The sequence below is a fragment of the Atlantibacter hermannii genome, from assembly GCF_009907385.1.
Lineage (GTDB): Bacteria > Pseudomonadota > Gammaproteobacteria > Enterobacterales > Enterobacteriaceae > Atlantibacter > Atlantibacter hermannii_A.
In genome coordinates this window covers 100,045-122,445 of record NZ_JAAATR010000084.1, presented here as the reverse complement: position 1 = coordinate 122,445, position 22,401 = coordinate 100,045, and the positions used below count along the sequence as shown (strand labels likewise).

The following is a 22,401-nucleotide window of genomic DNA, read 5'->3' as shown; positions in this document are numbered from 1 at the left end:
CCGAACGGAACCCTTCCACCCTACAAAAAACGGAACCCTTCCACCGAACGGAATAACTCCCCCGAACGGAATTCCTCCCACTGAACGGAAAATTTACTGTGCCGGGAACCACTTATCATTAATCTGCTGGTAAGTGCCATCCGCTTTAATCGCCGCCAGCGCATCGTTAAACTTCTTCAGCAGCGCCACATTATCCGGACGCACCGCAATGCCCAGACCAGTACCGAAATACTGCGGGTCGGTCACTTTCGGCGTCGCTGAACCCAGTTGCGGGTTAGTTTTCAGCCACTCGTTCACCACGGCGGTGTCGCCAAAGACGCCATCAATACGGCCATTTTTCAGGTCGATAATCGCATTCTGATAACTGTCATACGCCACGGTTTTCACTTCCGGGTGCTTATCCTGCAGGTATTTCTGGTGCGTGGTGCCGTTTTCCATGCCGATGCGTTTGCCTTTCAAATCCTCAAAGGACTTGTAGGTGTCTTTCTTCGCGATCACCAGCGCGGAGTTGGCGTAGTACGGCTCGGTAAATGCCACCTGCTTGCTGCGCTCAGGCGTAATGTCCATACCGGAAATCACCGCGTCGTATTTTTTGAATTTGAGTGACGGGATCAGGCTGTCAAACGCGTGGTTGGTAAAGGTACATTCCGCCTGCATTTGTTTGCATAACGCTTTGGCGAGATCGATATCAAAACCGACGATCTGGTTGTTGGCGTCCAGCGATTCGAAAGGCGGGTAGGTGGCCGAAGAGCCGAAGCTGATTTTCTCTGCCGCGCCTGCAGAAACCGCCACCGTAGAGAGGATTGCCGCCAAAAGTAACTTTTTCATTGTATAGCTCCCGTCTGTCAATTTTTATTCTGGATCGCCGTTTACCCGGCGTGAATACACCATGCCAGCTAATGAATTTATATGCAATAAAAATGTATAATTATATTTTGCGACAGGAGGGGGGATGAAAGGGAAGGGGGCACATAACCGCAGGGGAAATTATCCATAACCCGGCCCGCGACAGAGTGCCTCGGACCGGGCGATCAGCGTCAGTTACGGCGTTCAAACGCCAGCGCGCGTCGCTCAATCAGGCGCATCATCAGCGTCAGCAAACCATTAACGATCAGGTAGATAACGCCAGCGGCACCAAACACCATCACATCATAAGTTCTTCCGTACAGCAGTTGGCCGTGGCCCATCACTTCCATCAGGGTGATGGTATAGGCCAGCGAGGTGCTTTTGAACACCAGCACCACTTCATTGGAGTAGGACGACAGGGCGCGCTTAAATGCATAAGGAAGCAAAATCGCCAGCGTGTCTTTCTTGCTCATACCCAGCGACTGGCAGGATTGCCATTGCCCTTCCGGGATGGCGCGAATCGCCCCGTAGAACAGCAACGTGGTGTACGCCGCCGAGTTGAGGGACAACGCCAGCAGCGCACACAGCCATGGCTCAGACAGCAGGTGCCACAGCCCCGGATATTCCTGCAGCGTCGGGAATTGCCCCGGTCCGTAGTAAATCAGGAAGATCTGCACCAGCAGCGGGGTGCCGGTAAACAGGGTAATGTAACCGCGCACCACCCATGACAGCACCGGCGTTTTCAGGGTCAGTACCACAGTGAACAGCAGCGCGAGGATCAGCGCCACAATCAGCGAGGCGACGGTAAGCGTCAGGCTGGTTTGCAGGCCTTTAAGGAGTTCGGGTAAATATTCCAGCATCAGCCTGGTCTCCGTTCAAAGCGCGTGGCGCGCCGATCGATCTGTTTCAGGATGTACTGGCTGATAAGCGTAATGACTAAATAGATGGCCGCCGCCACGATGTACCAGGTGAACGGCTCCTGGGTGCGGGTGGCGATGCTTTTGGTTTGCAGCATTAAATCGTTCACGCTAATTAACGACACCAGCGCGGTGTCCTTGAGCAGCACCAGCCACTGGTTGCCGAGGCCGGGCAGGGCATGACGCCACATCTGCGGCATCACCAGCCGGAAGAAAATCGCAACCTTTGACAGACCCAACGCCTGGCCGGATTCCCACTGGCCCACTGGCACCGCTTTCAGCGCGCCGCGCAGGGTTTGCGAAGCATACGCGGCATACAGCAGCGACAGGGCAATCACGCCGCACAGGAACGGGCTGACGTCAAAATTTTCAATCTCCATTTGCACCGGGATTTGCGCAAAGCCAAGATTGAGGGTGAAGCCATCAGAAAGCAGGAGCAGCAGCTGTGACGAGCCAAAATAGATAAACAGCACCACCAGAATTTCCGGCAGCCCACGGAACATCGTGACCAGGCCGGTGGCGATCCAGGCGAGAGGCCGCCATTTAGCAGACTCCCAAACCGCGAAGATCATCGCCAGCACCAGGCCGATGATCAGCGCGCAAACGGCAAGGCCGACGGTCATCCCGGCGGCGCTTGCTAAAGGAAACATTTCGTTCATTCAGATATTACTTCTGGAACCATTTGTTATAGATAGTTTCGTAGGTGCCGTCTTTCTTCACTTTCTCCAGCGCGGTGTTGAATTTCTGCTGGAGTTCGGTGTTGCCCTGACGAACCGCGATACCCAAACCGGTGCCGAAATAATCTTTATCGGTCACTTTATCGCCGACAGCAGCCAGTTTGTCATTGCTCTTCAGCCATTCGGTCACGACGGCGGTGTCGCCGAATACCGCGTCAATACGGCCATTTTGCAGATCCAGTTTGGCGTTCTGGTAGCTGTCATACGGCACGGTGGTGATTTCCGGGTGCTTATCGTTAATGAATTTCTGGTGCGTGGTGCCGTTCTGGACGCCCACTTTTTTGCCTTTCAGCTGGTCAATGCTGGCGACTTTACCCTGCTGGCCCACGAACAGCGCGGAGTTGTCGTAGTAAGCATTGGTGAACAGTACCTGCTTTTCACGCTCAGGGGTGATATCCATACCCGCCATCACCGCGTCGAAACGGCGGAATTTCAGGCTGGGGATCAGGCTGTCAAACGCCTGGTTGGTGAAGGTACAAGTGGCGTCGATCTCTTTACACAGCGCATTCGCCAGATCCACGTCAAAACCAACGATCTCATTTTTATCGTTCATCGATTCAAACGGAGGATAGGAGGCTTCCGTGGCAAAACGAATGGTCTGCGCCGCAGCGGCGGACAGGCTCATGCTGGCAAGCAGCGTGGCAATCAGTACTTTTTTCATTGTCATTGTCCCGATCAACATCAGTGAGATAAGTAGTATTTAAACGCGTCGGTCTGCGGGTCGGTAAAGCAACGCGCATCCCCTTGCTCGATGATATGGCCGTTTTCCATATACACCACGCGGCTCGCGGTTTTGCGCGCCACTTCAACTTCATGGGTGACGATAACCTGGGTGATACCGGTTTGCGAAAGTTCGCGGATGATGCTGACGATTTGCGCGGTGATCTCCGGATCCAGCGCCGCGGTTGGCTCATCGAACAGCAACACCTGCGGCTCCATCATCAGGGCGCGGGCGATCGCCACGCGCTGCTGTTGCCCACCGGAAAGATGCAGCGGATAGCGATCCACATACGGCGTTAAGCGCAGGCGCTCCAGCAGTTTATCGGCGCGGGCGCGGGCGTCCGCTTTGCTAAGGCCCAGCACGCGGCACGGTGCTTCAATCAGATTTTGCAGCACCGTCAGATGGGGCCACAGATTGTACTGTTGAAAGACCATACCCACGTTCTGGCGCAGTTCGCGAATCGCTTTATCGTCCGGCGTTTTGACAAAGTCAAAGTGGTTACCGGCGATAGTGAGCTGCCCGGCGCGCGGCATCTCAAGCAGGTTGAGTACGCGCAGCAGCGAGCTTTTTCCCGCGCCGCTTGGACCAAGCAGCACCAGCGTTTCGCCCTGAGGGCAATGTAGGGTGATGTCAAACAGCGCCTGATGTGCGCCGTAGAAGCAATTAATGCCGTTTAGTTGAATACTCATGCGAAACTGTTGAATAGCAATTGAGACCGCGAATAGTAACGTTAGCAGAATAGTTATGCAATATTTGTGGGTTAAAACTTAAAAATATCCTCTGTTGCGCCTTAAACTTAGCACAAAATAACGGGGCAGGAGGGAGGCGAGAATAAAAATCCAGTTTATGCAGTAAAGTCAGACTATTTTCAAACTCGCCGTTCCCATCCCGCTGGCAGCGCCTGTCAGGTACGCAGATCGTTCTCAACCGACTGGCGTAGCGTACCGGCCGGGGCATGCACTGAGCCGCCAAGATAGCGCACATCGTCTACCGCCCAGCATTGACCTTCGCGTATCATCAGCACTTCGTCCTGCCAACGCTCGCTCCCCTGGTTTAACGCCACGCGTAGCGGAATATTTCGTGCATCGGTATTCGGGATCGTCGACGCGCTGGACACGCTGGCCTGAGACGGCGTGGTGGTGCGGCTGGAGTAAATATCGCTGCGCAGGAACGCGCTGTTCGCGCTGTCGGAACTGGCCTTTTGCAGTTCCGCGTATAAATCATCACTCAGATAAGGACGCAGCGCGCCGAGATTACTGGTGCCGACAGCCGGATTCGCGATGCGATAGTCATAAAATTTTTGCGCGACGCTGTCCGGGCCGCCTTCAACACAAGGGCCGTTGCGGGTGCCGATATCCTTAAATGCCGTGGTCGAGTCGGTGGCGCAGGCGCTGAGTAACAGCGCGCAGGGCAAAACAAGAGTCAAAGCTAATGGGCGCATTTTATTTCCTTATTTTCTCTGAAGGACTACGGTATGTGTCAGAGCATTGCTTAGGTTGACCCCGCCAGGGCTGGCGCGCCAGCGGGCCTCAGGTAAGCATAGCGTATCGATTCATACCCCGTGTCTGATAATCTGTGCTAACGCATTGATAGCCAAAGAAGGAGCGATTATGCAATTTTCCACTACCCCCAATCTTGAAGGACACGCCATTGTCGAGTACTGCGGCGTAGTCACCGGCGAGGCAATTCTCGGTGCCAATATTTTCCGCGATTTTTTCGCGGGCATCCGCGACATCGTCGGCGGCCGTTCCGGTTCGTATGAAAAAGAGCTGCGCAAAGCGCGGGAAATCGCTTTTCGCGAACTGGAAGAGCAGGCCCGGGGTTTAGGGGCCGATGCGGTGATCGGCATTGATATCGATTATGAAACCGTGGGCAAAGACAGCAGCATGCTGATGGTTAGCGTCACCGGAACGGCGGTGAAAACCCGTCGATGAGCATGCGTGCGCTACTGATTCTACTGGCGGCGTTGCTGGCGGGCTGCGCAGGAGAGAAAGGGGTCGTCGACCGGGGCGATTACCAGGTGGATCTCCGCCGCCCGGCCCAGGCGGCGTACCCGCGCATCAAAGTGCTGGTGATCCATTACACCGCCGATGATTTTGACCGCTCCCTCGCCACGCTTACCGACCGCAACGTCAGCGCCCATTATCTGGTGCCGGATAACCCGCCGGTGCGCAACGGCAAGCCGGTGATTTGGCAGCTAGTGCCGGAACAGGAGCTGGCGTGGCATGCGGGCGTTAGCTACTGGCGCGGCACTAACCGGATTAACGACACCTCGATTGGCATCGAGTTAGAAAACCGCGGCTGGCGGCGGCAGGGCGGGCAAAAGCAGTTTGCGCCGTTTAACCCGGTGCAGATCGAGGTGCTGGCGAAACTGGCATGGGATATCATTAATAGTTACAACATACTCCCGGTGAACGTGGTCGCGCATTCCGACATCGCGCCCCAGCGTAAAGACGATCCCGGCCCGTTGTTTCCGTGGGCGGAGCTGGCGAAGCAGGGCATCGGCGCCTGGCCCGATCCGGCGCGGGTGAGTTTCTGGCTGATGGGCAGAAGCCCTTATCAACCGGTGGACAGCGGCGAACTGCTGGCGCTGTTGGCCCGGTATGGCTATGAAGTGACGCCTGAGATGACGCCCGCCCGGCAAAAGCGGGTCATTGAGGCTTTTCAGATGCATTTCCGGCCCGCGCGCTATGACGGCGTGGCCGATGCAGAAACCCAGGCCATTGCCCAGGCGTTACTGGAAAAATATGGCAGGGGTTAACGCAGCGTACCGTGATCCTTCAGCCACAGCGCGGTGCGGGTAATGCCTTCATCCAGGCTGACAATGGGCTGGTAGCCCAGTTCGTTTTCAGCGCGGGTAATGTCGAGGGTAAAATCGAAATTGAGCTTGGAAACCCCGTAATGGGTAAGGGCAGGCTCTTTTTCCGACTTGTTGCCCAGCCGTTCCAGGCTGCGGGCGATGATATCCAGCATGGGATACGGCACGGAGCGGATGCGGCAGCGAATACCCAGCCCGGCAATCAACTGCTCGACAATCTGGCGCAGCGGTCGCGCCTCGCCGTTGGTGATGTTAAACGCGCGCCCCGACGGCAACGCGTCGCAGCTTGCCGAACTGGCCAGCCACATCGCATGCACGGCGTTTTCGTGATAGGTCATATCCACCAGCGCATCGCCGCCGCGCGGCAGCAAAATGCTGCCGTAGTGGCGCATCATCTGGACCAGCCGCGGGAAAAACACCTTATCGTGCGGCCCGAAGAGGCTTTGCGGACGCAGAATGGTAAACCGGGTATGCGGGTTAGCCTGCGCCAGCAGTTGAATGACCTCTTCCGCTGCCGCTTTACTGCGGGCAAACTCGTTCGCGAAGCGCACCGGGCGGAACTCTTCGTTGATATCGCGATGGTGGTGATAATCGAAATAAAGCGATGGCGACGAGATATGCACCACATTGCGCACGCCCCAGGCGACGGCCCATTCGCCAAGACGACGGGTCGCGCGCACGTTCGCCATATCAAACGCCTGCTGGGTGCCCCAGGGTGAGGTAAAACCTGAGCAGTGCCACAGGGTATCAATGCCCGCCAGCATCTGTTTGGCCTGGGAGGAGACCAGCTCGGTTAAATCGGCGTGGATAAATTCCGCGCCCATTTTTTGCAGCAGCTTGCCCATGGCCTCGTTGCGGCCGGTGGCCCGGACGCTTACCCCTCTGTGGCGTAAATATTCGACCGCGTTTCGGCCTAAACCGCTGGTGGCGCCCGTGACCAGTACTTTCATCGCTGCCCGCTCTGTAAGAGAAAATAACGCCGCGCATTCTTTCGTGAAATCAACGGCTATGCAATCAGAATAGCGAAAGATTCAGAGTTAGCGCCGGCGTTTTTGCTCTTCCTGCCCGGCAAGGCGGCAAATCTGACGCGCCATCCCGCGAAAGATAAACAAATGCGCTGGGATCATGACCAGCCAGTAGAATAAACCGGGCGTGCCGTGCGGGTGCCACCAGGCGCGAACGTCCAGCGATCGCTCCGGCCCCAGATCGCGTAAATTAAACGACAGCCGCCCCAGTCCCGGCGCCTTCATGCCGAACAGCAGCGTCAGCTGGGCTTGCGGCTCGACGATAATCACTTTCCAGCTGTCGACGGCGTCGCCGACCTGCAACAGGGCGTGTTCCGGGCGGCCCTTCGCCAGCTTATGGCCGAGCAGCAGATCGATGCCCGCGCGGGTGCTCCACAGGTAGTTGCCGAAGAAGTAGCGCTCTTTTTTCCCGCCGATACGGTTGACGACGTTCCATAGCGACTCAAGGCTGGCAGAGGTTTTCAGCGTAAAACCCGCCTGTTTTGGGTAGTAGCCGTACTCAGGCCGCCAGCGGGCGAACGCCTGGGCGTCATAGCCCCAGTCGCTGGAATTCACCAGCTTGTCCTCTTCTTTCAGCGTTTCGCGAACCGCGTCGTCGAAAGAAATCAGCCGTTGAGGGATTAATTCGTGCAGGGCGCTGTCGTCCGCCAGCAGATCGTGCTTCAGCCCCTGGATCAGCGCCCGGGCGATAGCAGGCGGCACCGAGGTGATCATGTTGAGAAACCACACCGAGATCCAGCGGGTGGGGAAGGGGATCGGGATCAGCGGGCGATGGCGGCCGCTGATCTTCATAAACCGCTCGAACTGTTCCTGATAGCTCAGCACTTCCGGCCCGGCGGCTTCAAGGATGCGGTGCTCAGCGGACGGATGATCGAGCAGCTTCAGCAGATACACCAGCAGGTTTTCCAGCGCGATGGGGGTGGTGCGCGAGCGCACCCAGCGCGGCGGCGTCAGCACCGGCAGGTTGTAAACCATATCGCGCATCACTTCAAACGCGGCGGAGCCCGCGCCGATGATAATCCCCGCCCGGAGTTCAGTTACCGGCACGCCGGCATCGCGCAGCGTGTCGGCGGTTAACTGGCGCGCCCGCAGATGATCGGACGGCGCGTCTTGACTTTGCAGGGAGCTTAAAAATATCACCTGGCGCACCGGGGTCTGGCGCAGCGCATCGCGCAGATTGAGCGCCGCCTGGCGCTCTTTCTCGACGAAATCACGCCCGTCGCCCATGCTGTGCACCAGATAATAGAGCGTGTCGATGCCTGCCAGCAGTTCGGGCAAGTTTTCCGGCCACAGTAAATCCAGGGGGCGGCAGGTGACGCCCGGCAGCTGGCGCTTTTCCAGCCGTTCGACGTTGCGTGCAGCGGCAATAACCTGATGCCCTTCGGCGCTCAGCCTCGGGAGTAAATGTTGCCCGATATACCCGCTGGCCCCAAGAACCAGTATCCGCTGCGGCTCGCTCATCCCTGCTCCTCGTTACCGTTGTTGAAACTGCTGCCAGCTGTCGACCACTTCCGCCAACTGCTCGCGGCTGACGTCCAGGTGGGTCACCAGACGCGTCACCGGCGCGGCGCTGATCAGAATATTGCGGCGCTTCATAAACTCGCCCAGTGCGGCGACATCCTGCTGCGGCACGCGCACAAACAGCATATTGGTCTGCTGACGCCGTACGTCCGCGCCAGTGGCTTTTAGCGCATCGGCCAGCCAGGCGGCGTTCTCGTGATCGTCTTTCAGGCGATCTACGTTGTTCTGCAACGCGTACAGCCCCGCCGCTGCCAGGATCCCGGCCTGGCGCATCCCGCCGCCGACCATTTTCCGCCAGCGGGTGGCGCGTTTGATGTAATCGCGGCTACCCACCAGCAGCGATCCCACCGGCGCTCCCAGTCCTTTAGACAGGCAAATGGTGAACGAATCACAGTAGCGAACCACTTCTTCCAGCTCGCAGCCGTAGGTCACCACGGCGTTGAAAATACGCGCGCCGTCGACGTGCAGGGCCAGGCCGCGCTCGCGGCTGAATTCCCACGCCTGCTGGAGGTATTCGCGCGGCAGCACTTTGCCGTTGTGGGTATTTTCCAGCGCCAGCAGACGGGTGCGGGCAAAATGGATATCGTCGGGTTTGATTTTAGCGGCCACCTTATCCAGCGCCAGCGTGCCGTCCAGCTCCGCTTCAATCGGCTGCGGCTGAATACTGCCTAATACCGCCGCGCCGCCCGCTTCAAACAGATAGTTATGGGCCGCCTGGCCGACGATGTACTCTTCGCCGCGCTCGCAGTGGCTCAGCAAAGCGACAAGATTGGCCTGGGTGCCGGTAGGAAGGAATAAAGCGGCTTCTTTTCCGCTGAGCTGGGCAGCGTAAGCCTGGAGTTCATTAACGGTCGGGTCGTCCCCGTAGACGTCATCCCCAACCGGGGCCGCCATCATCTGTTCCAGCATGGCGCGCCCTGGCCGGGTTACGGTATCACTGCGTAAGTCAATCACGGCATATCCTTTTCATTATCGAGGAGATGCCTTACTTTTTACCGGAACCAGTTGGTTTTAGCCAGTTCCAGCACTTCGTCGCCGCGTCCGCTGATAATGGCGCGCAGCATATACAGGCTGAACCCTTTGGCCTGCTCCAGTTTGATTTGCGGCGGGATGGCTAATTCCTCTTTCGCCACCACCACATCCACCAGCACCGGCCCGTCGGTGTTAAACGCCTGGTTCAGCGCCGCGTCCAGTTCTTCGGGTTTTTCAACGCGAATTCCCGTGATGCCGCAGGCGTTGGCGATTGCGGCGAAATTAGTCTGATGCAGGTCGGTGCCGTCGGTCAGATAGCCGCCCGCTTTCATCTCCATCGCCACAAATCCCAGCACGCTGTTGTTAAACACCACGATTTTGATCGGCAGATTCATCTGCACCACCGACAGGAAATCACCCATCAGCATGCTGAACCCGCCGTCGCCGCACATGGCAATCACCTGACGCTGCGGCGCGCTGGCTTTCGCGCCCAGCGCCTGCGGCATGGCGTTAGCCATCGAGCCGTGGTTGAACGAACCGAGCAACCGGCGTTTACCGTTCATTTTCAGATAGCGCGCCGCCCAGACGGTCGGCGTCCCTACATCGCAGGTAAAGATGGCGTCGTCGTCGGCGAACTGGCTGATCTGCTGAGCCAGATACTGCGGGTGAATTTGCTTGTCTCCCTGTTTCGCCAGATCGTCCAGCCCCTTACGCGCCTCCTGATAGTTCTCCAGCGCCTTATCCAGGAATTTACGGTCGGTTTTCTCTTCCAGCATGGGTAACAGCGCGGTGAGGGTGGCGCGAATATCGCCTACCAGCGCGATATCCACTTTACTGTGCGCGCCGATGCTGCCCGGATTGATATCAATCTGGATGATTTTGGCGTCGGTAGGGTAGAACGCCCGGTAAGGGAACTGAGTGCCGAGCAGGATCACCGTGTCGGCGTTCATCATGGTGTGATAGCCCGACGAAAAGCCGATCAGTCCGGTCATCCCCACATCGTAAGGGTTATCGTATTCAACATGTTCTTTGCCGCGTAGCGCATGGACAATGGGCGCTTTCAGTTTTTCCGCGAAGGCGATCAGCGGTTGATGCGCCCCGGCACAGCCGCTGCCGCACATCAGCGCGATATTGCTCGAATAACGCAGCACCTGGGCCAGTTTTTTCAGCTCGCTCTCTTCGGGCACGACAACCGGCTGCGGGGCAGGATACCAGTGCGTGCTGGCGGTTTCCGGCGCAGGTTGTAGCGCGACGTCCCCCGGCAAAACCACCACCGATACGCCGCGGTTCAGCACCGCTTTGCGCATGGCAATCGCCAGCACCTGCGGGATCTGCTCCGGATTGGACACCAGCTCGCAATAGTGGCTGCATTCGCGAAACAACTCCTGGGGATGGGTTTCCTGAAAATAGCCGCTGCCGATTTCGCTCGACGGGATATGCGCGGCGATTGCCAGCACCGGCACGTGGTTGCGGTGGCAGTCAAACAGCCCGTTAATTAAATGGAGATTACCTGGCCCGCAGGAGCCTGCGCACACCGCCAGTTGCCCGGTAAGCTGCGCTTCCGCGCCCGCCGCGAATGCCGCGACCTCTTCGTGGCGCGTCGGCATCCAGTCGATGGTGCCCATGCGGTTTAAGCTGTCGCTCAGCCCGTTTAATGAGTCCCCGGTTACCCCCCAGATACGCGCCACGCCAGCCTGCTCCAGGGTTTTGGCGATATACGCCGCAACGGTCTGTTTCATCGGATCTCCTTTTATACTTTCTGATTTCGCTTAAAGCGTAGTCCAATAACGGATGCAGACCGGATAACCTCTCATTTTCAGCAGCTCACTGCCGATAAAAATTAAGTGTAAATTATTCTCATCTCACACAAAAAATGGGGTTTATATGGTGGCGAAGGCGATGGGCGCTGTTAACAGCGCATTGAGTAAAGACGATTTGGGTAAGCTGCTGTTACGGCTGAGCGTGGGCGGTTTGATGCTGTTTCACGGCCTGCATAAGCTGTTTGGCGGCGTGGACGGTATCGCGGGGATGTTGACCGCGCGCGGCATTCCGGGGTTTGTCGCCTACGGCGTGCTGCTGGGGGAAGTGGTTGCGCCGGTGCTGATTATCCTCGGCATCCTGACGCGGCTGTCCGCGCTGGGGCTGGCGTTTACCATGGTGGTGGCGTGGCTGCTGGTGGGGATGGATAAAACCTTTATGCTCGATAAAGTGGGCGCATGGGCGATTGAAAGCCTGGTCTACTTCTTCGTGGCGGCGCTGGCGGTGGCGTTTCTCGGGGCGGGACGTTACGCGCTGGGCGGGCAGTGGCGGTAAAGAAAAAGGCGCTTTTCAGCGCCTTTTTTAACTCAATCATGCCAGGACTAAGTCCCCTTGCGGGTGGCACGAGCAGGCCAGCACATAGCCTTCGGCGATTTCCCGCTCGGTGAGCGTCATGGTGCTGTTGACGGTGTATTCGCCGGACACCACGCGGGTTTTGCAGCAGCCGCAAACCCCGGCGCGACAGGCGGCATTGACCGGCACTTTATTACTTTCCAGCGCCTCGAGCAGCGTGGTGCCCACCGGGCTGTAGAATTCACGGGCTGGGGTCAGCGTGGTGAATTTCAGGCCGCTGGTGGCCGCTTCGGCAACGGGCGTAAAGAACTTCTCTTTAAAGAACCGGGTTACGCCCAGCGCTTTGACGTTCTCTTCCACCGCGTCCATGTACGGCGCGGGGCCGCAGGTCATCACGGTGCGCGATGCGATATCCGGCACGGCGGCCAGGATCTCGCGGGTCAGGCGGCCTTCGATAAAGCCCGGCTCGTTGGTCACTTCCGCCACCAGGGTAACCGGGTAGTTTTTCCACTCTTCGGCGAAAATAACGTCTTTCGGTGAACGGACGTTATAAATCACCTGCACGTCCGCCTGCGGGCGGTTTTTCGCCAGCCAGCGGCGCATCGACATAATCGGCGTCACGCCGCAACCCGCTGCCAGCAGCAGGAAGCGGTCAGTGGTTTTATCTTCGCAGATAAAGTCGCCCTGGGCGTCCGACAGCCAGATATAGTCCCCGCGTTTTACTTCACCGGTCAGCCATTGCGAGCCAACCCCCTCGTCGATGCGGCGGATGGTCAGCGTAATAAACGGGCTGACGCCTGGCGTTGACGAAATCGTATAGGCTCGCAGCGTGTCTGCGCTGTTACGGATACTCACCAGCGCATACTGTCCGGCTTGGTACGAATAATGATCGTGGCAGAACAGCGACAGGGTCCAGACATCCGGGGTTTCCTGTTGGATGTGGTGTACCTGCATCCGCCACGGGCATTGAGAGGTTGGCATCGTCATAGGTTCTCCTTACGCGCTCAGCAGCTGCTGCATATCTTCTTCAACGGTGGTCACGGAACGCAGACCAAACTTCTCGTTAAGCACAGCCAGCAGATCCGGCGTCAGGAAGCCTGGGGCCGTCGGGCCGGTGACGATATTGGTCACGCCCAGCGACAGCAGGGTCAGCAGGATCACAATCGCTTTCTGCTCGAACCAGGAGAGGACCAGCGACAGCGGCAGATCGTTTACGCCGCAGCCGAGTTTTTCCGCCAGGGTCACGGCAAGAATGATGGCAGAGTAAGCATCGTTACACTGACCGGCATCCACCAGACGCGGCAGGCCTTCGATATTGCCGAAGTCCAGTTTGTTGAAACGGTATTTACCGCACGCCAGGGTCAGGATCAGGCAATCCTGCGGGACGCTGGTGGCGAAATCGGTGAAGTAGTTACGCTCGCCGCGCGCGCCGTCACAGCCGCCGATCAGGAAGATATGGCGCAGTTTTTCACGGCTTACCAGGTCGATCAGCGAATCGGCAGCGCCCAGCAGGGTTTCACGGCCAAAACCCACGGTGATCAGGTGTTCGATTTCGCTGTAAGTGAAGCCAGGCAGCTGTTGCGCCTGCTCGATGACCGGGCTGAAATCGTCGCCTTCCAGGTGGTTCACGCCCGGCCAACCGACGATGCTGCGGGTCCAGATGCGATCGTCGTAACTGCCGACAGTCGGGTCGATGATGCAGTTTGACGTCATCACGATCGGGCCAGGGAAGCGAGCGAATTCGGTTTGCTGGTTCTGCCAGCCGCTGCCGTAGTTGCCGACCAGGTGCTTAAATTTACGCAGCTCCGGGTAGCCGTGGGCCGGCAGCATTTCGCCGTGAGTATAAACGTTCACGCCGGTGCCTTCGGTCTGCTCCAGCAGGTTGTGCAAATCCAGCAGGTCGTGACCGGAAATCAGGATGCATTTGCCGGCAACCGGTTTAACGTTAACCTGAGTCGGGGTCGGGTGGCCGTATTTACCGGTTTCGCCCGCGTCCAGAATGCTCATCACTTTGAAGTTCATCTGGCCGATGCCCATGGAGCATTCCAGCAGCGCGTTCATGTCGGAAGGCCAGGTGCCCAGCCACGCCATAAACTGGTGGTACTGCGCGTAAATTTCATTGTCGTACTGGCCGAGCACATGGGCATGTTCCATGTACGCCGCCGCGCCTTTCAGGCCATACAGGCACAGTAAGCGCAGGCCGAGAATGTTTTCGCCGATGTCGGCTTTGTCGCGGTTCGGGGTAAATTCCGCCGCCTGACGCTGTAAATCGCCCAGATCGGCGCTGACCAGCTGCAGGTCCGCCATTGGGTTGTCAACGGTGGCGTTGGCATCCACTTCCAGGCAGCGCGCTTTCAGCGCTTCGCGTTTTTCGATCGCTTCGCGGGCATAGCCGACGATGCGCGGCGAATCGAAGTTAACGTTGGTCAGGGTAGAGAAGAAGGCGCGCGGAGCGAAGTTATCGATTTCATGATCGATAATGCCCTGTTCACGCGCTTTGACCGCCCATGCGGACAGGCCTTGCAGTGCGGCGATCAGTAAGTCTTGCAGGTCGGATGTTTCGGCGGTTTTGCCGCACATACCCTGAGCGTATGAGCAGCCGTTGCCGGCAGGAGTACGGATGGTTTGTTCACATTGCACACAAAACATAATGATACCTTAAAGTTATATTTGATATACATGTTTAAGATTATGCGTCTGTGTCAGGGGTTAAAAGTGATTTTTACTGCAATTTGAACGGAGATTGATTTAGCGCAATTTTGGCGGTACGAGCGTACCGCCACAGAGGTATCAGGCGGCGAAAAACGCCATCAATAACGGCACCAGCAGGCTAAGAATAAAGCCGTGAACAATCGCGGCAGGCACCATCTCCAGGCCGCCGCTGCGTTGCAGAACGGGAAGGGTGAAATCCATTGAGGTCGCGCCGCATAAACCCAGCGCGGCTGAACGGCTACGGCGCACCAGGCCGGGGATCAGCATAATCGCCACCAGTTCGCGGGCCAGATCGTTAAAGAAGGTGGCGCTGCCGATAACCGGGCCGTAGGACTCGGTCATTAATATTCCCGACAGGGAATACCAGCCAAATCCCGACGCCATCGCCAGACCGGTGTGGATCGGCAGGTCAAGAATAAAGGCGTTAATCACGCCGCCCACCAGCGAACTCCCGACCACAATTATCGCCACAATCATTCCGCGTCGATTTAAGACGATTTGGCGCAGCGTCATGCCATTATTGCGTAGCTGAATACCAATCAGGAACAGCAGGAAGATAAGGGTATATTCGCTGGCTTCGGTGGCGTGAATAAGAAAATTCATCCCGGTTAAGCCAAGCGCGAAACCCAGCACCACCACGCCGCACAGCTTAAGCGACTCCAGCGCCATGGCGACGCGCGAGGGGAGTTTTTCCTGATGATGGTGATGCCGCCAGGGCAGGGATTTATCGAGCCAGAACAGCGCCGCGCAATTACACAATAAAATCACCACCACGCTGACGGCGGAGTAATGGAAAATCGCCAGCAGATTGCTGCTCAGATTATCGAGAAAAGCCAGGCTTATCCCCATAAAAAACAGGATCACGTAGACAATCCAGCTCAACAGACGGTTTATGGTTTTTAACGCGGCGCTATTTTTGAGGGGAATAAGATAACCGGCGATGAGCGGCAGTAAAATAATCAGTAATCCTGACAACATGGGAAAATGAGGTCCTTGCAGAAAATGAGCCTCTTAACACTACCCAAAGCCAGTAAGTGAGTAAAGCAGCAAAAAATAGAGATTTTTATGCAAAAGGCCTGCAATAAGCAGGCCTTTTCATCATTAAGTGCGTTTTTCCATCAGGGTGCGGTAAATCACCCCGCCGGTAATCGGCATTACCCGGAACCGCCACGCTTGTTGCAGCGCCCGGCTGCCCGGGAATACCGCGACAGCCAGTCTGCGCGCCGGGTTTACCGGGGTACTGGTTACCGGAATAGTGATCGAGTGGATCAGCGTTAGCGCCAGACCGATGGCAATCGGCGCGAAACCAGCCGGGACGTTATTATCCGTCGCAACGTGGATAATCAGCAGAAATGCACCGGTTACTACACTCTCAATAATAATGGCGGACTGCATTGAATATCCACCTGGCGAAGGTTCGCCATAACTATTAGAGGCAAAACCGCTGGCGATTAAACAGAGCACGCCCGTGGCGAGACTACTGTCAGTAATGTGCGCAATAACATAACCGAGACTGTCTTTCGCCGGGAAACGGCCCCCTGCCCATCTATCCACACCAGTGTTTAACAGAGCAATATCGCCATCAATCGTAATTGATTTATTGTGATGACGCGCCGCCGTTATGACTAATCATAATAAATGAAAGCCGTTTACTTTAATGAAACGCCTTTGTCGTCCGCCAGAACAATAAATACAGAGTGTTTGATGTCAGACAGCCAGAATTACAGGGCTTTGAGCGCTTTCCTGTTAAGCAGGATATTGTTTGGGTATTTTCTGAAGAAAATTAAATAGCGTTAACGAATCGATAATATTTAGCAATCAGACCACTGATGCTGGCGATTATTTATCCGCTAAGCGCGAGTCGGTGACATAAACGAAAAGCTGCCGCTATACTGCCACCCTATAAAGGACAGGCAGCATTGGGAGAGAAAATGTTCCTTGAGCGTGTAGAGATTGTCGGTTTTCGCGGCATCAATCGGTTATCGTTGATGCTGGAACACACCAATGTGTTGATTGGTGAAAACGCCTGGGGTAAATCAAGTCTGCTGGATGCGTTGACCTTATTACTGGCGCCCGGTGCCGATCTCTACCCCTTTACCCGCGACGACTTCTGGTTCCCGCCCGGCGATATTCATGGCCGGGAACACCATTTGCACATCATTCTGACCTTCCGGGAGACCCAGCCGGGCCGCCATAACGGGCGGCGCTATCGTCATCTCAACGAGGTGTGGGATCGTGGCGACGATGGCTACGCGCGGATCTTTTACCGTCTGGAAGGCGAACTGGCCGACGACGGCGCGGTGATGACCCTGCGCAGCTTTCTTAACAGCCGGGGCGAGCCGCTGGATCTGGATGATATTGATAGCCTGGCAAGCCATTTAATCCGCCTGAACCCGGTGCTGCGCCTGCGGGATGCGCGCTTTATGCAGCGTATCCGCACCGGCACCTTGCCTGGCGCGCCGGAGGTAGAGGTCACCGCGCGCCAGCTCGATTTTCTGGCTCGCGAGCTGGTGGCGCGTCCGCAAAATCTCACCGACGGGCAGATTCGCCAGGGGCTGTCGGCAATGGTGCAACTGCTGGAGCACTATTTTGCCGAGCAGAGCAGCGACCAGGCGCGTCATCGTCTGTTGCGCCGCCGTTCGCATGATGAACAGCGCAGCTGGCGCTATCTGGATGTGATCAACCGGATGATCGACAAACCCGGCAGTCGCACCCATCGGGTGATCCTGCTGGGCCTGTTTTCCACGCTGTTGCAGGCGAAAGGCACGGTAAAACTCGATCGTGACGCGCGCCCGCTGTTGCTGGTGGAAGATCCGGAAACCCGGCTGCATCCAATCATGCTCTCGGTAGCCTGGCAGCTGCTGAATCTGCTGCCGCTGCAAAAAATTACCACCACGAACTCCAGTGAACTGCTGTCGCTGACGCCGGTTGAGCAGGTTTGCCGTCTGGTGCGTGAATCCGCCCGGGTTTCGGCCTGGCGTCTGGGGCCGGGGGGCCTGAACGCCGAAGATAATCGGCGCATTGCGTTTCATATTCGCTTTAACCGCCCGGCGGCGCTGTTTGCCCGCTGCTGGCTGCTGGTGGAAGGCGAAACCGAAGTCTGGGTGATTAACGAACTGGCGCGCCAGTGCGGCCACCATTTTGATGCCGAAGGGGTCAGGGTGATTGAGTTCGCCCAGTCCGGCTTAAAACCGCTGATTAAGTTCGCCCGGCGCATGGGTATTGAATGGCATGTGCTGGTGGACGGCGACGAAGCCGGGAAAAAATATGCCGCCACGGTGCGCAGTATCCTGAATAATGACCGCGACCATGAGCGCGAGCATTTAACCGCGCTGCCCGCTATGGATATGGAGCATTTCATGTACCGCGAGGGCTTCGCAGACGTGTTTCACCGCGTGGCGCAGCTGCCGGAAAATATCCCGATGAATATGCGCCGGGTGATCGCCAAAGCGATCCACCGCTCCTCAAAACCGGACCTGGCGATTGAAGTGGCGCTGGAAGCAGGGCGGCGGGGCGTTGACGCCGTACCGCACCTGCTACGTAAAATGTTTTCCCGCGTACTGTGGCTGGCGCGGGGTCGTGCCGATTAACGTGTGCGGATAGTTGAGATAACCTGAGCCGCGAGGCTATCCAGCAATTCATAGCGGCGGCGGTATTCGGCACGTTTCTTACTGGCGATCTCCTCCATCGGCTTACGGGTGATCACGTCAGGCAGCGTAAAATAGCCATCCTTTCCTGGCTCGCCGCCCATCGACAGCCAGAAACTGTCGTAATCGGCGTGCAGTTTATCTTTTTTCTTTTTGGCGTAGCGCCAGTTGCGATAGATATGGGTGTCGTTGCCCACCGCCTGAATCTGTGAAGCCTGCAGCAAGGGCGCTAAATGGCAGACGGTCTCCAGTAGCAGACGTTTTGGGAACAACCCGTGACAGGCTTTGGTGGCACTCTGGATCATTTCATGGGGCACCCAGTTCTTCGCCCCCTGTAATCCGCCAATGAACAGCGTCGGTTTACCGTTGCGCTGGCACAGCGTAAAAGTCATCTCGGCCAGTACGGTGTCGTTTTCATCAAAAAAGACCAGCGTAGCCTCACCCTCTTTATCCAGCATCGACAGCGAGGCGAGTTGAATGCGATATTGCTCGCCGTTTTTACCGGTTAACTGTGCCAGGTTCGCTCCGGTTGCTGACCAGTGCGACAGCAAAAGCGTTGCGGGTAAAAGTCGGATTAATTGTTTATAGTGAAAATCCAGCGCTGACAGGGCCTGAGTGCGGCGGGTGTGCACTGACAGATAAGGGCGATGTAACCGACAGGGTAAGCCAGGCTGGGCTTTCAACAAGGTTTCCAGATTGGGCTGTTTTGATAATGCGCTCAGCAGCTTGCTGGTGACTAACGGCGAAGCTAAAGAGCGCAACAGAAATTTGCGGCGATAACCTGGGTTATGCCATGCGCTGCCGGGCCTCCACTGGCCGGTTGCGAGCATTTTAAAAAGCTGCCAGCCATTGCGCGGGGCATTGTGTTCGACCTGAGTAGTTTCAATAAAAGTGGACATGGCAGTCGCTCTGTAGTTAAACGAGCCTGTATTTGAGCAGAGCGTTATTCAATGAAAATTCAATAAGCGCGGGCGTAGCAGGATAGAATCATTTTTGTTGAGGGTGCGTTTAGATAAACGCAATGGACAGATTTCTAAAGAGACCTGGGATTTATGCGTTTTAAGGGAAAAGGTAAAAAGCGGTATTGGGTTCTGGCGGTCATCGTGCTGATTGCCGCGTTATGGGCATGGCGAACGTTGACTGCGCCGCAGCCGCAGTATCAGACCCTGATTGTGCGCAAAGGCGATCTGGAACAAACCGTGCTGGCGACCGGCAAACTCGACGCGCTGAAAAAGGTCGACGTAGGGGCGCAAGTCAGCGGCCAGCTAAAAACGCTGTCGGTTGAAATTGGCGATAAAGTTAAAAAAGACCAGCTTTTGGGCGTCATTGACCCTGAACAGGCTGAAAACCAGATCAAAGAAGTGGAAGCAACGCTGCAGGAGCTGCGCGCCCAGCGCCAGCAGGCGATGGCGGAGATGCAGCTGGCAAAAGTGACGTTAAGCCGCCAGCAGGCGCTGGCCAGGACTCAGGCCGTCTCCCGTCAGGATTTGGATACCGCGGCGACGGAGCTGACCGTTAAGCAAGCGCAGATCGGCACCATCGACGCGCAAATCAAGCGTAATCAGGCTTCCCTCGATACCGCCAAAACCAATCTCGATTTTACCCGCATTATCGCCCCGATGGCCGGTGAAGTGACGCAAATCACCACGCTGCAGGGCCAGACGGTGATCGCCGCCCAACAGGCGCCGAATATTCTGACGCTGGCCGATCTCAGCACCATGCTGGTGAAAGCTCAGGTATCGGAGGCGGATATTATCCACCTGCGTCCGGGGCTGAAGGCGTGGTTTACCGTGCTGGGCGATCCGTTAACCCGCTACGAAGGCGTGCTGAAAGATATTTTGCCGACGCCGGAAAAAGTGAACGACGCGATTTTCTATTACGCTCGCTTTGAAGTGCCAAACCCGCAAAGCGTGCTGCGGCTGGATATGACCGCCCAGGTGCATATCCAGCTCAGCGGGATGAAAAACGTGCTTACTATTCCTCTGTCGGCGCTGGGCGATCCCATCGGCGATAACCGTTACCACATCACCATTATGCGAAACGGCGAAACCCGCGAGCGCGAAGTGACCATCGGCGCGCGCAACGACACCCAGGTGCAAATTATTAAGGGTCTGGAAGAGGGCGAGGAAGTCGTTACCGGCAAAACCACGCCCGGAGCGGCGCAATGACGGCACTGCTTGAACTGACCGATATCCGCCGCCAGTATCTGTCCGGCGGCGAACCGGTAGACGTGCTGAAAGGCGTGACGCTGAGCATCAATGCCGGTGAGATGGTGGCGATTGTCGGCGCCTCCGGTTCGGGCAAATCCACCCTGATGAATATCCTCGGCTGCCTCGATAAGCCGACCTCGGGCAGCTATAAAGTGGCAGGCGTCGACGTTTCAACGCTCAACGGTGACCAGCTGGCGCAACTGCGTCGCGAACATTTCGGTTTTATCTTCCAGCGCTACCACTTGCTGTCGCACTTAACGGCGGCGCAGAACGTCGAGATCCCGGCGATCTATGCGGGCGCGGGACGGAAAGCCCGCCAGCAGCGCGCTCGTGAACTGCTGGAGCGGCTGGGGCTGGCGGCGCGTGTGGATTATGCCCCGTCACAGCTTTCCGGCGGCCAGCAGCAGCGCGTGAGTATCGCCAGGGCACTGATGAACGGCGGCCAGGTGATTCTGGCCGATGAGCCTACCGGGGCGCTGGACAGCCACTCCGGTGACGAAGTTATCGCCACCCTGAAGCAGCTGCGCGATCGCGGCCATACGGTGATTATTGTTACCCACGATCCCGCGGTTGCCGCCCAGGCGGAGCGGGTGATTGAGATCCGCGACGGGGAAATCGTCAGCAATCCACCCGCCCTGGCCGGACGGGCGGCGGCGAAGATTGAGCGCACGTCGCGGGAAGGCGGTTGGCAGCAGTTTACCAGCGGATTTCGCGAAGCATTCACCATGGCGTGGCTGGCGATGGCGGCCAATAAAATGCGCACCCTGCTGACCATGTTGGGCATTATCATCGGCATCGCGTCGGTGGTCTCTATCGTGGTGGTGGGCGATGCGGCGAAACAGCTGGTGCTGGAAGACATTCGCTCCATCGGTACTAATACCATCGATATTTATCCCGGTACCGATTTCGGCGATGACGATCCGCAATACCAGCAGGCGTTGAAATACGACGACCTGGTGGCGATTCAAAAGCAGCCCTGGGTGAGTTCGGCGACGCCCGCGCTGTCAAGCAACCTGCGGGTGCGCTATGGCAATAAAGACGTGGCGGCCAGCGCCAACGGCGTCAGCGAGCAGTATTTCAACGTCTACGGGATGACCTTTAGCGAGGGCGGCACCTTCAATCAGGCGCAGCATCAGGGCCGCGCGCAGGTGGTGGTGATTGATGAAAACACCCGCCGCCAGCTGTTCCCGGATAAGCGCAATGTGATGGGCGAGGTGATTCTGGTTGGGAATATGCCTGCGACGATTATCGGCGTGGCCCAGGAGAAGCAGTCAATGTTTGGCAGCAGTAAAATTCTGCGCGTCTGGCTGCCATACTCCACCATGTCCGGCCGGGTCATGGGCCAGTCCTGGCTGAACTCCATCACCGTGCGCGTCAAAGAGGGATACAGCAGCCAGGAGGCCGAGCAGCAGCTGACGCGCTTAATGGCGCTGCGCCACGGTAAGAAAGATTTCTTCACCTGGAATATGGACGGCTTTCTGCAAACGGCGGAGCGAACCACCCGCACGCTTCAGCTGTTTTTAACCCTGGTGGCGGTGATTTCGCTGGTGGTCGGCGGCATCGGCGTCATGAATATCATGCTGGTTTCGGTCACTGAACGGACGCGGGAGATCGGCATCCGTATGGCGGTGGGCGCGCGCGCCAGCGATGTGCTCCAGCAGTTTCTCATCGAAGCGGTGCTGGTCTGTCTGGTCGGCGGCGCGCTGGGAATTGGGCTATCCTTGCTTATCGCCTTTACCCTGCAGCTGTTCCTCCCCGGCTGGCAGATTGGCTTCTCGGGGCTGGCGCTCATCACGGCGTTTGTCTGCTCTACCGCGACCGGGATCCTGTTCGGCTGGCTGCCGGCGCGCAATGCCGCGCGGTTAAATCCGGTAGATGCGCTGGCGCGTGAGTAATGCCTGAAAAGTAAAATGCCAGCACGGAGGCTGGCATTTTAGGTGTGGG

20 protein-coding genes and 1 pseudogene are annotated in these 22,401 nt (G+C 57.3%); 6 read left to right on the top strand and 15 right to left on the bottom strand.

Translation table 11 applies throughout. The features are described from left to right. Positions 1–93: 93 nt before the first annotated feature. The 6 genes from artJ to GV764_RS19165 form a co-directional block, all read right to left on the bottom strand. Positions 94–828 carry an arginine ABC transporter substrate-binding protein ArtJ gene (artJ, locus tag GV764_RS19190; protein ID WP_161661513.1) on the bottom strand — a complete coding sequence of 245 codons (735 nt, stop codon included), beginning with the start codon at positions 826–828 and terminating at the stop codon, positions 94–96. Positions 829–1,037: 209 nt separating this feature from the next. Then, positions 1,038–1,706, bottom strand: a complete 669-nt coding sequence (gene artM / locus GV764_RS19185) for an arginine ABC transporter permease ArtM (protein ID WP_144130491.1) — start codon at positions 1,704–1,706, stop codon at positions 1,038–1,040. Then, positions 1,706–2,422 carry an arginine ABC transporter permease ArtQ gene (gene artQ / locus GV764_RS19180; RefSeq protein WP_125291745.1) on the bottom strand — a complete coding sequence of 239 codons (717 nt, stop codon included), beginning with the start codon at positions 2,420–2,422 and terminating at the stop codon, positions 1,706–1,708. The genes artM and artQ overlap by 1 nt, the downstream gene beginning before the upstream one ends. A gap of 7 nt (positions 2,423–2,429) precedes the next feature. Then, positions 2,430–3,161 (bottom strand): arginine ABC transporter substrate-binding protein ArtI, encoded by a 732-nt coding sequence (artI, locus tag GV764_RS19175; RefSeq protein WP_161661512.1) that lies wholly within the window; start codon positions 3,159–3,161, stop codon positions 2,430–2,432. A 20-nt stretch (positions 3,162–3,181) separates the two neighbouring features. Beyond that, positions 3,182–3,910, bottom strand: a complete 729-nt coding sequence (gene artP / locus GV764_RS19170; RefSeq protein ID WP_161661511.1) for an arginine ABC transporter ATP-binding protein ArtP — start codon at positions 3,908–3,910, stop codon at positions 3,182–3,184. Between the two features lie 215 nt (positions 3,911–4,125). Then, entirely contained in the window at positions 4,126–4,662 is a 537-nt protein-coding gene (locus GV764_RS19165) for a lipoprotein (protein WP_161661510.1), read from the bottom strand. Positions 4,663–4,831: 169 nt separating this feature from the next. Here GV764_RS19165 and GV764_RS19160 point away from each other — a divergent pair, with 169 nt between their 5' ends. Together GV764_RS19160 and GV764_RS19155 are read left to right on the top strand one after the other, a co-directional pair. After that, positions 4,832–5,155 (top strand): heavy metal-binding domain-containing protein, encoded by a 324-nt coding sequence (locus GV764_RS19160; RefSeq protein ID WP_125291749.1) that lies wholly within the window; start codon positions 4,832–4,834, stop codon positions 5,153–5,155. Between the two features lie 2 nt (positions 5,156–5,157). Beyond that, the gene (locus tag GV764_RS19155; RefSeq protein WP_201743268.1) at positions 5,158–5,982 is read left to right on the top strand and encodes an N-acetylmuramoyl-L-alanine amidase; all 825 of its coding nucleotides are present in this window, start codon (positions 5,158–5,160) and stop codon (positions 5,980–5,982) included. On the opposite strand, the gene GV764_RS19150 is transcribed toward GV764_RS19155, so the two are convergent. The 4 genes from GV764_RS19150 to poxB form a co-directional block, all read right to left on the bottom strand. After that, complete coding sequence (locus GV764_RS19150) at positions 5,979–6,989, bottom strand: NAD-dependent epimerase/dehydratase family protein (protein WP_161661508.1); 1,011 nt, start codon at positions 6,987–6,989, stop codon at positions 5,979–5,981. The genes GV764_RS19155 and GV764_RS19150 overlap by 4 nt on opposite strands. Positions 6,990–7,076: 87 nt before the next feature. Then, positions 7,077–8,525, bottom strand: a complete 1,449-nt coding sequence (locus tag GV764_RS19145; RefSeq protein ID WP_161661507.1) for an SDR family oxidoreductase — start codon at positions 8,523–8,525, stop codon at positions 7,077–7,079. A gap of 12 nt (positions 8,526–8,537) precedes the next feature. Continuing rightward, positions 8,538–9,539, bottom strand: a complete 1,002-nt coding sequence (ltaE, locus tag GV764_RS19140; protein WP_161661506.1) for a low-specificity L-threonine aldolase — start codon at positions 9,537–9,539, stop codon at positions 8,538–8,540. Positions 9,540–9,577: 38 nt separating this feature from the next. After that, positions 9,578–11,296 (bottom strand): ubiquinone-dependent pyruvate dehydrogenase, encoded by a 1,719-nt coding sequence (gene poxB, locus GV764_RS19135; RefSeq protein WP_161661505.1) that lies wholly within the window; start codon positions 11,294–11,296, stop codon positions 9,578–9,580. A gap of 145 nt (positions 11,297–11,441) precedes the next feature. Between poxB and GV764_RS19130 the strand changes: the two genes are divergently transcribed. Further along, positions 11,442–11,870, top strand: coding sequence for a DoxX family protein (locus GV764_RS19130; protein ID WP_161661504.1), 429 nt, complete (start codon positions 11,442–11,444; stop codon positions 11,868–11,870). A 36-nt stretch (positions 11,871–11,906) separates the two neighbouring features. On the opposite strand, the gene hcr is transcribed toward GV764_RS19130, so the two are convergent. The 4 genes and pseudogenes from hcr to GV764_RS19110 all read right to left on the bottom strand — a co-directional run. Next, a complete protein-coding gene (hcr, locus tag GV764_RS19125) occupies positions 11,907–12,875 on the bottom strand; it encodes an NADH oxidoreductase (protein ID WP_161661503.1) in 969 nt (322 codons plus the stop codon). Positions 12,876–12,884: 9 nt separating this feature from the next. Beyond that, positions 12,885–14,537 (bottom strand): hydroxylamine reductase, encoded by a 1,653-nt coding sequence (hcp, locus tag GV764_RS19120; RefSeq protein WP_161661502.1) that lies wholly within the window; start codon positions 14,535–14,537, stop codon positions 12,885–12,887. A 141-nt stretch (positions 14,538–14,678) separates the two neighbouring features. Beyond that, on the bottom strand, positions 14,679–15,578 hold the full coding sequence (locus GV764_RS19115; protein ID WP_161661501.1) for a LysO family transporter: 900 nt from the start codon (positions 15,576–15,578) through the stop codon (positions 14,679–14,681). Positions 15,579–15,701: 123 nt separating this feature from the next. Next, positions 15,702–16,145, bottom strand: a pseudogene (locus GV764_RS19110) (aquaporin); the annotation flags it as partial. Between the two features lie 386 nt (positions 16,146–16,531). On the opposite strand from GV764_RS19110, the gene GV764_RS19105 reads away from it, so the two are divergent. Beyond that, positions 16,532–18,190, top strand: a complete 1,659-nt coding sequence (locus GV764_RS19105) for an ATP-dependent endonuclease (protein ID WP_161661500.1) — start codon at positions 16,532–16,534, stop codon at positions 18,188–18,190. On the opposite strand, the gene GV764_RS19100 is transcribed toward GV764_RS19105, so the two are convergent. After that, complete coding sequence (locus GV764_RS19100) at positions 18,187–19,146, bottom strand: VirK/YbjX family protein (RefSeq protein WP_161661499.1); 960 nt, start codon at positions 19,144–19,146, stop codon at positions 18,187–18,189. The two genes, GV764_RS19105 and GV764_RS19100, sit on opposite strands and share 4 nt — an antisense overlap. 153 nt (positions 19,147–19,299) lie before the next feature. Between GV764_RS19100 and macA the strand changes: the two genes are divergently transcribed. Together macA and macB are read left to right on the top strand one after the other, a co-directional pair. Then, a complete protein-coding gene (macA, locus tag GV764_RS19095) occupies positions 19,300–20,415 on the top strand; it encodes a macrolide transporter subunit MacA (protein ID WP_161661498.1) in 1,116 nt (371 codons plus the stop codon). Continuing rightward, positions 20,412–22,352 (top strand): macrolide ABC transporter ATP-binding protein/permease MacB, encoded by a 1,941-nt coding sequence (gene macB / locus GV764_RS19090; RefSeq protein ID WP_161661497.1) that lies wholly within the window; start codon positions 20,412–20,414, stop codon positions 22,350–22,352. Before macA ends, macB begins: the two co-directional genes overlap by 4 nt. The last annotated feature ends 49 nt before the right edge of the window (positions 22,353–22,401 follow it).

Coding starts and splice junctions, on each gene's coding strand:
- macA (WP_161661498.1), top strand. CDS start 19,300: ATGCGTTTTAAGGGAAAAGGTAAAAAGCGGTATTGGGTTCTGGCGGTC.
- artI (WP_161661512.1), bottom strand. CDS start 3,161: ATGAAAAAAGTACTGATTGCCACGCTGCTTGCCAGCATGAGCCTGTCC.
- GV764_RS19150 (WP_161661508.1), bottom strand. CDS start 6,989: ATGAAAGTACTGGTCACGGGCGCCACCAGCGGTTTAGGCCGAAACGCG.
- GV764_RS19145 (WP_161661507.1), bottom strand. CDS start 8,525: ATGAGCGAGCCGCAGCGGATACTGGTTCTTGGGGCCAGCGGGTATATC.
- GV764_RS19155 (WP_201743268.1), top strand. CDS start 5,158: ATGCGTGCGCTACTGATTCTACTGGCGGCGTTGCTGGCGGGCTGCGCA.
- GV764_RS19100 (WP_161661499.1), bottom strand. CDS start 19,146: ATGTCCACTTTTATTGAAACTACTCAGGTCGAACACAATGCCCCGCGC.
- macB (WP_161661497.1), top strand. CDS start 20,412: ATGACGGCACTGCTTGAACTGACCGATATCCGCCGCCAGTATCTGTCC.
- GV764_RS19115 (WP_161661501.1), bottom strand. CDS start 15,578: ATGTTGTCAGGATTACTGATTATTTTACTGCCGCTCATCGCCGGTTAT.
- hcp (WP_161661502.1), bottom strand. CDS start 14,537: ATGTTTTGTGTGCAATGTGAACAAACCATCCGTACTCCTGCCGGCAAC.
- artJ (WP_161661513.1), bottom strand. CDS start 828: ATGAAAAAGTTACTTTTGGCGGCAATCCTCTCTACGGTGGCGGTTTCT.
- GV764_RS19165 (WP_161661510.1), bottom strand. CDS start 4,662: ATGCGCCCATTAGCTTTGACTCTTGTTTTGCCCTGCGCGCTGTTACTC.
- poxB (WP_161661505.1), bottom strand. CDS start 11,296: ATGAAACAGACCGTTGCGGCGTATATCGCCAAAACCCTGGAGCAGGCT.
- artP (WP_161661511.1), bottom strand. CDS start 3,910: ATGAGTATTCAACTAAACGGCATTAATTGCTTCTACGGCGCACATCAG.
- GV764_RS19130 (WP_161661504.1), top strand. CDS start 11,442: ATGGTGGCGAAGGCGATGGGCGCTGTTAACAGCGCATTGAGTAAAGAC.
- GV764_RS19160 (WP_125291749.1), top strand. CDS start 4,832: ATGCAATTTTCCACTACCCCCAATCTTGAAGGACACGCCATTGTCGAG.
- hcr (WP_161661503.1), bottom strand. CDS start 12,875: ATGACGATGCCAACCTCTCAATGCCCGTGGCGGATGCAGGTACACCAC.
- artQ (WP_125291745.1), bottom strand. CDS start 2,422: ATGAACGAAATGTTTCCTTTAGCAAGCGCCGCCGGGATGACCGTCGGC.
- GV764_RS19105 (WP_161661500.1), top strand. CDS start 16,532: ATGTTCCTTGAGCGTGTAGAGATTGTCGGTTTTCGCGGCATCAATCGG.
- artM (WP_144130491.1), bottom strand. CDS start 1,706: ATGCTGGAATATTTACCCGAACTCCTTAAAGGCCTGCAAACCAGCCTG.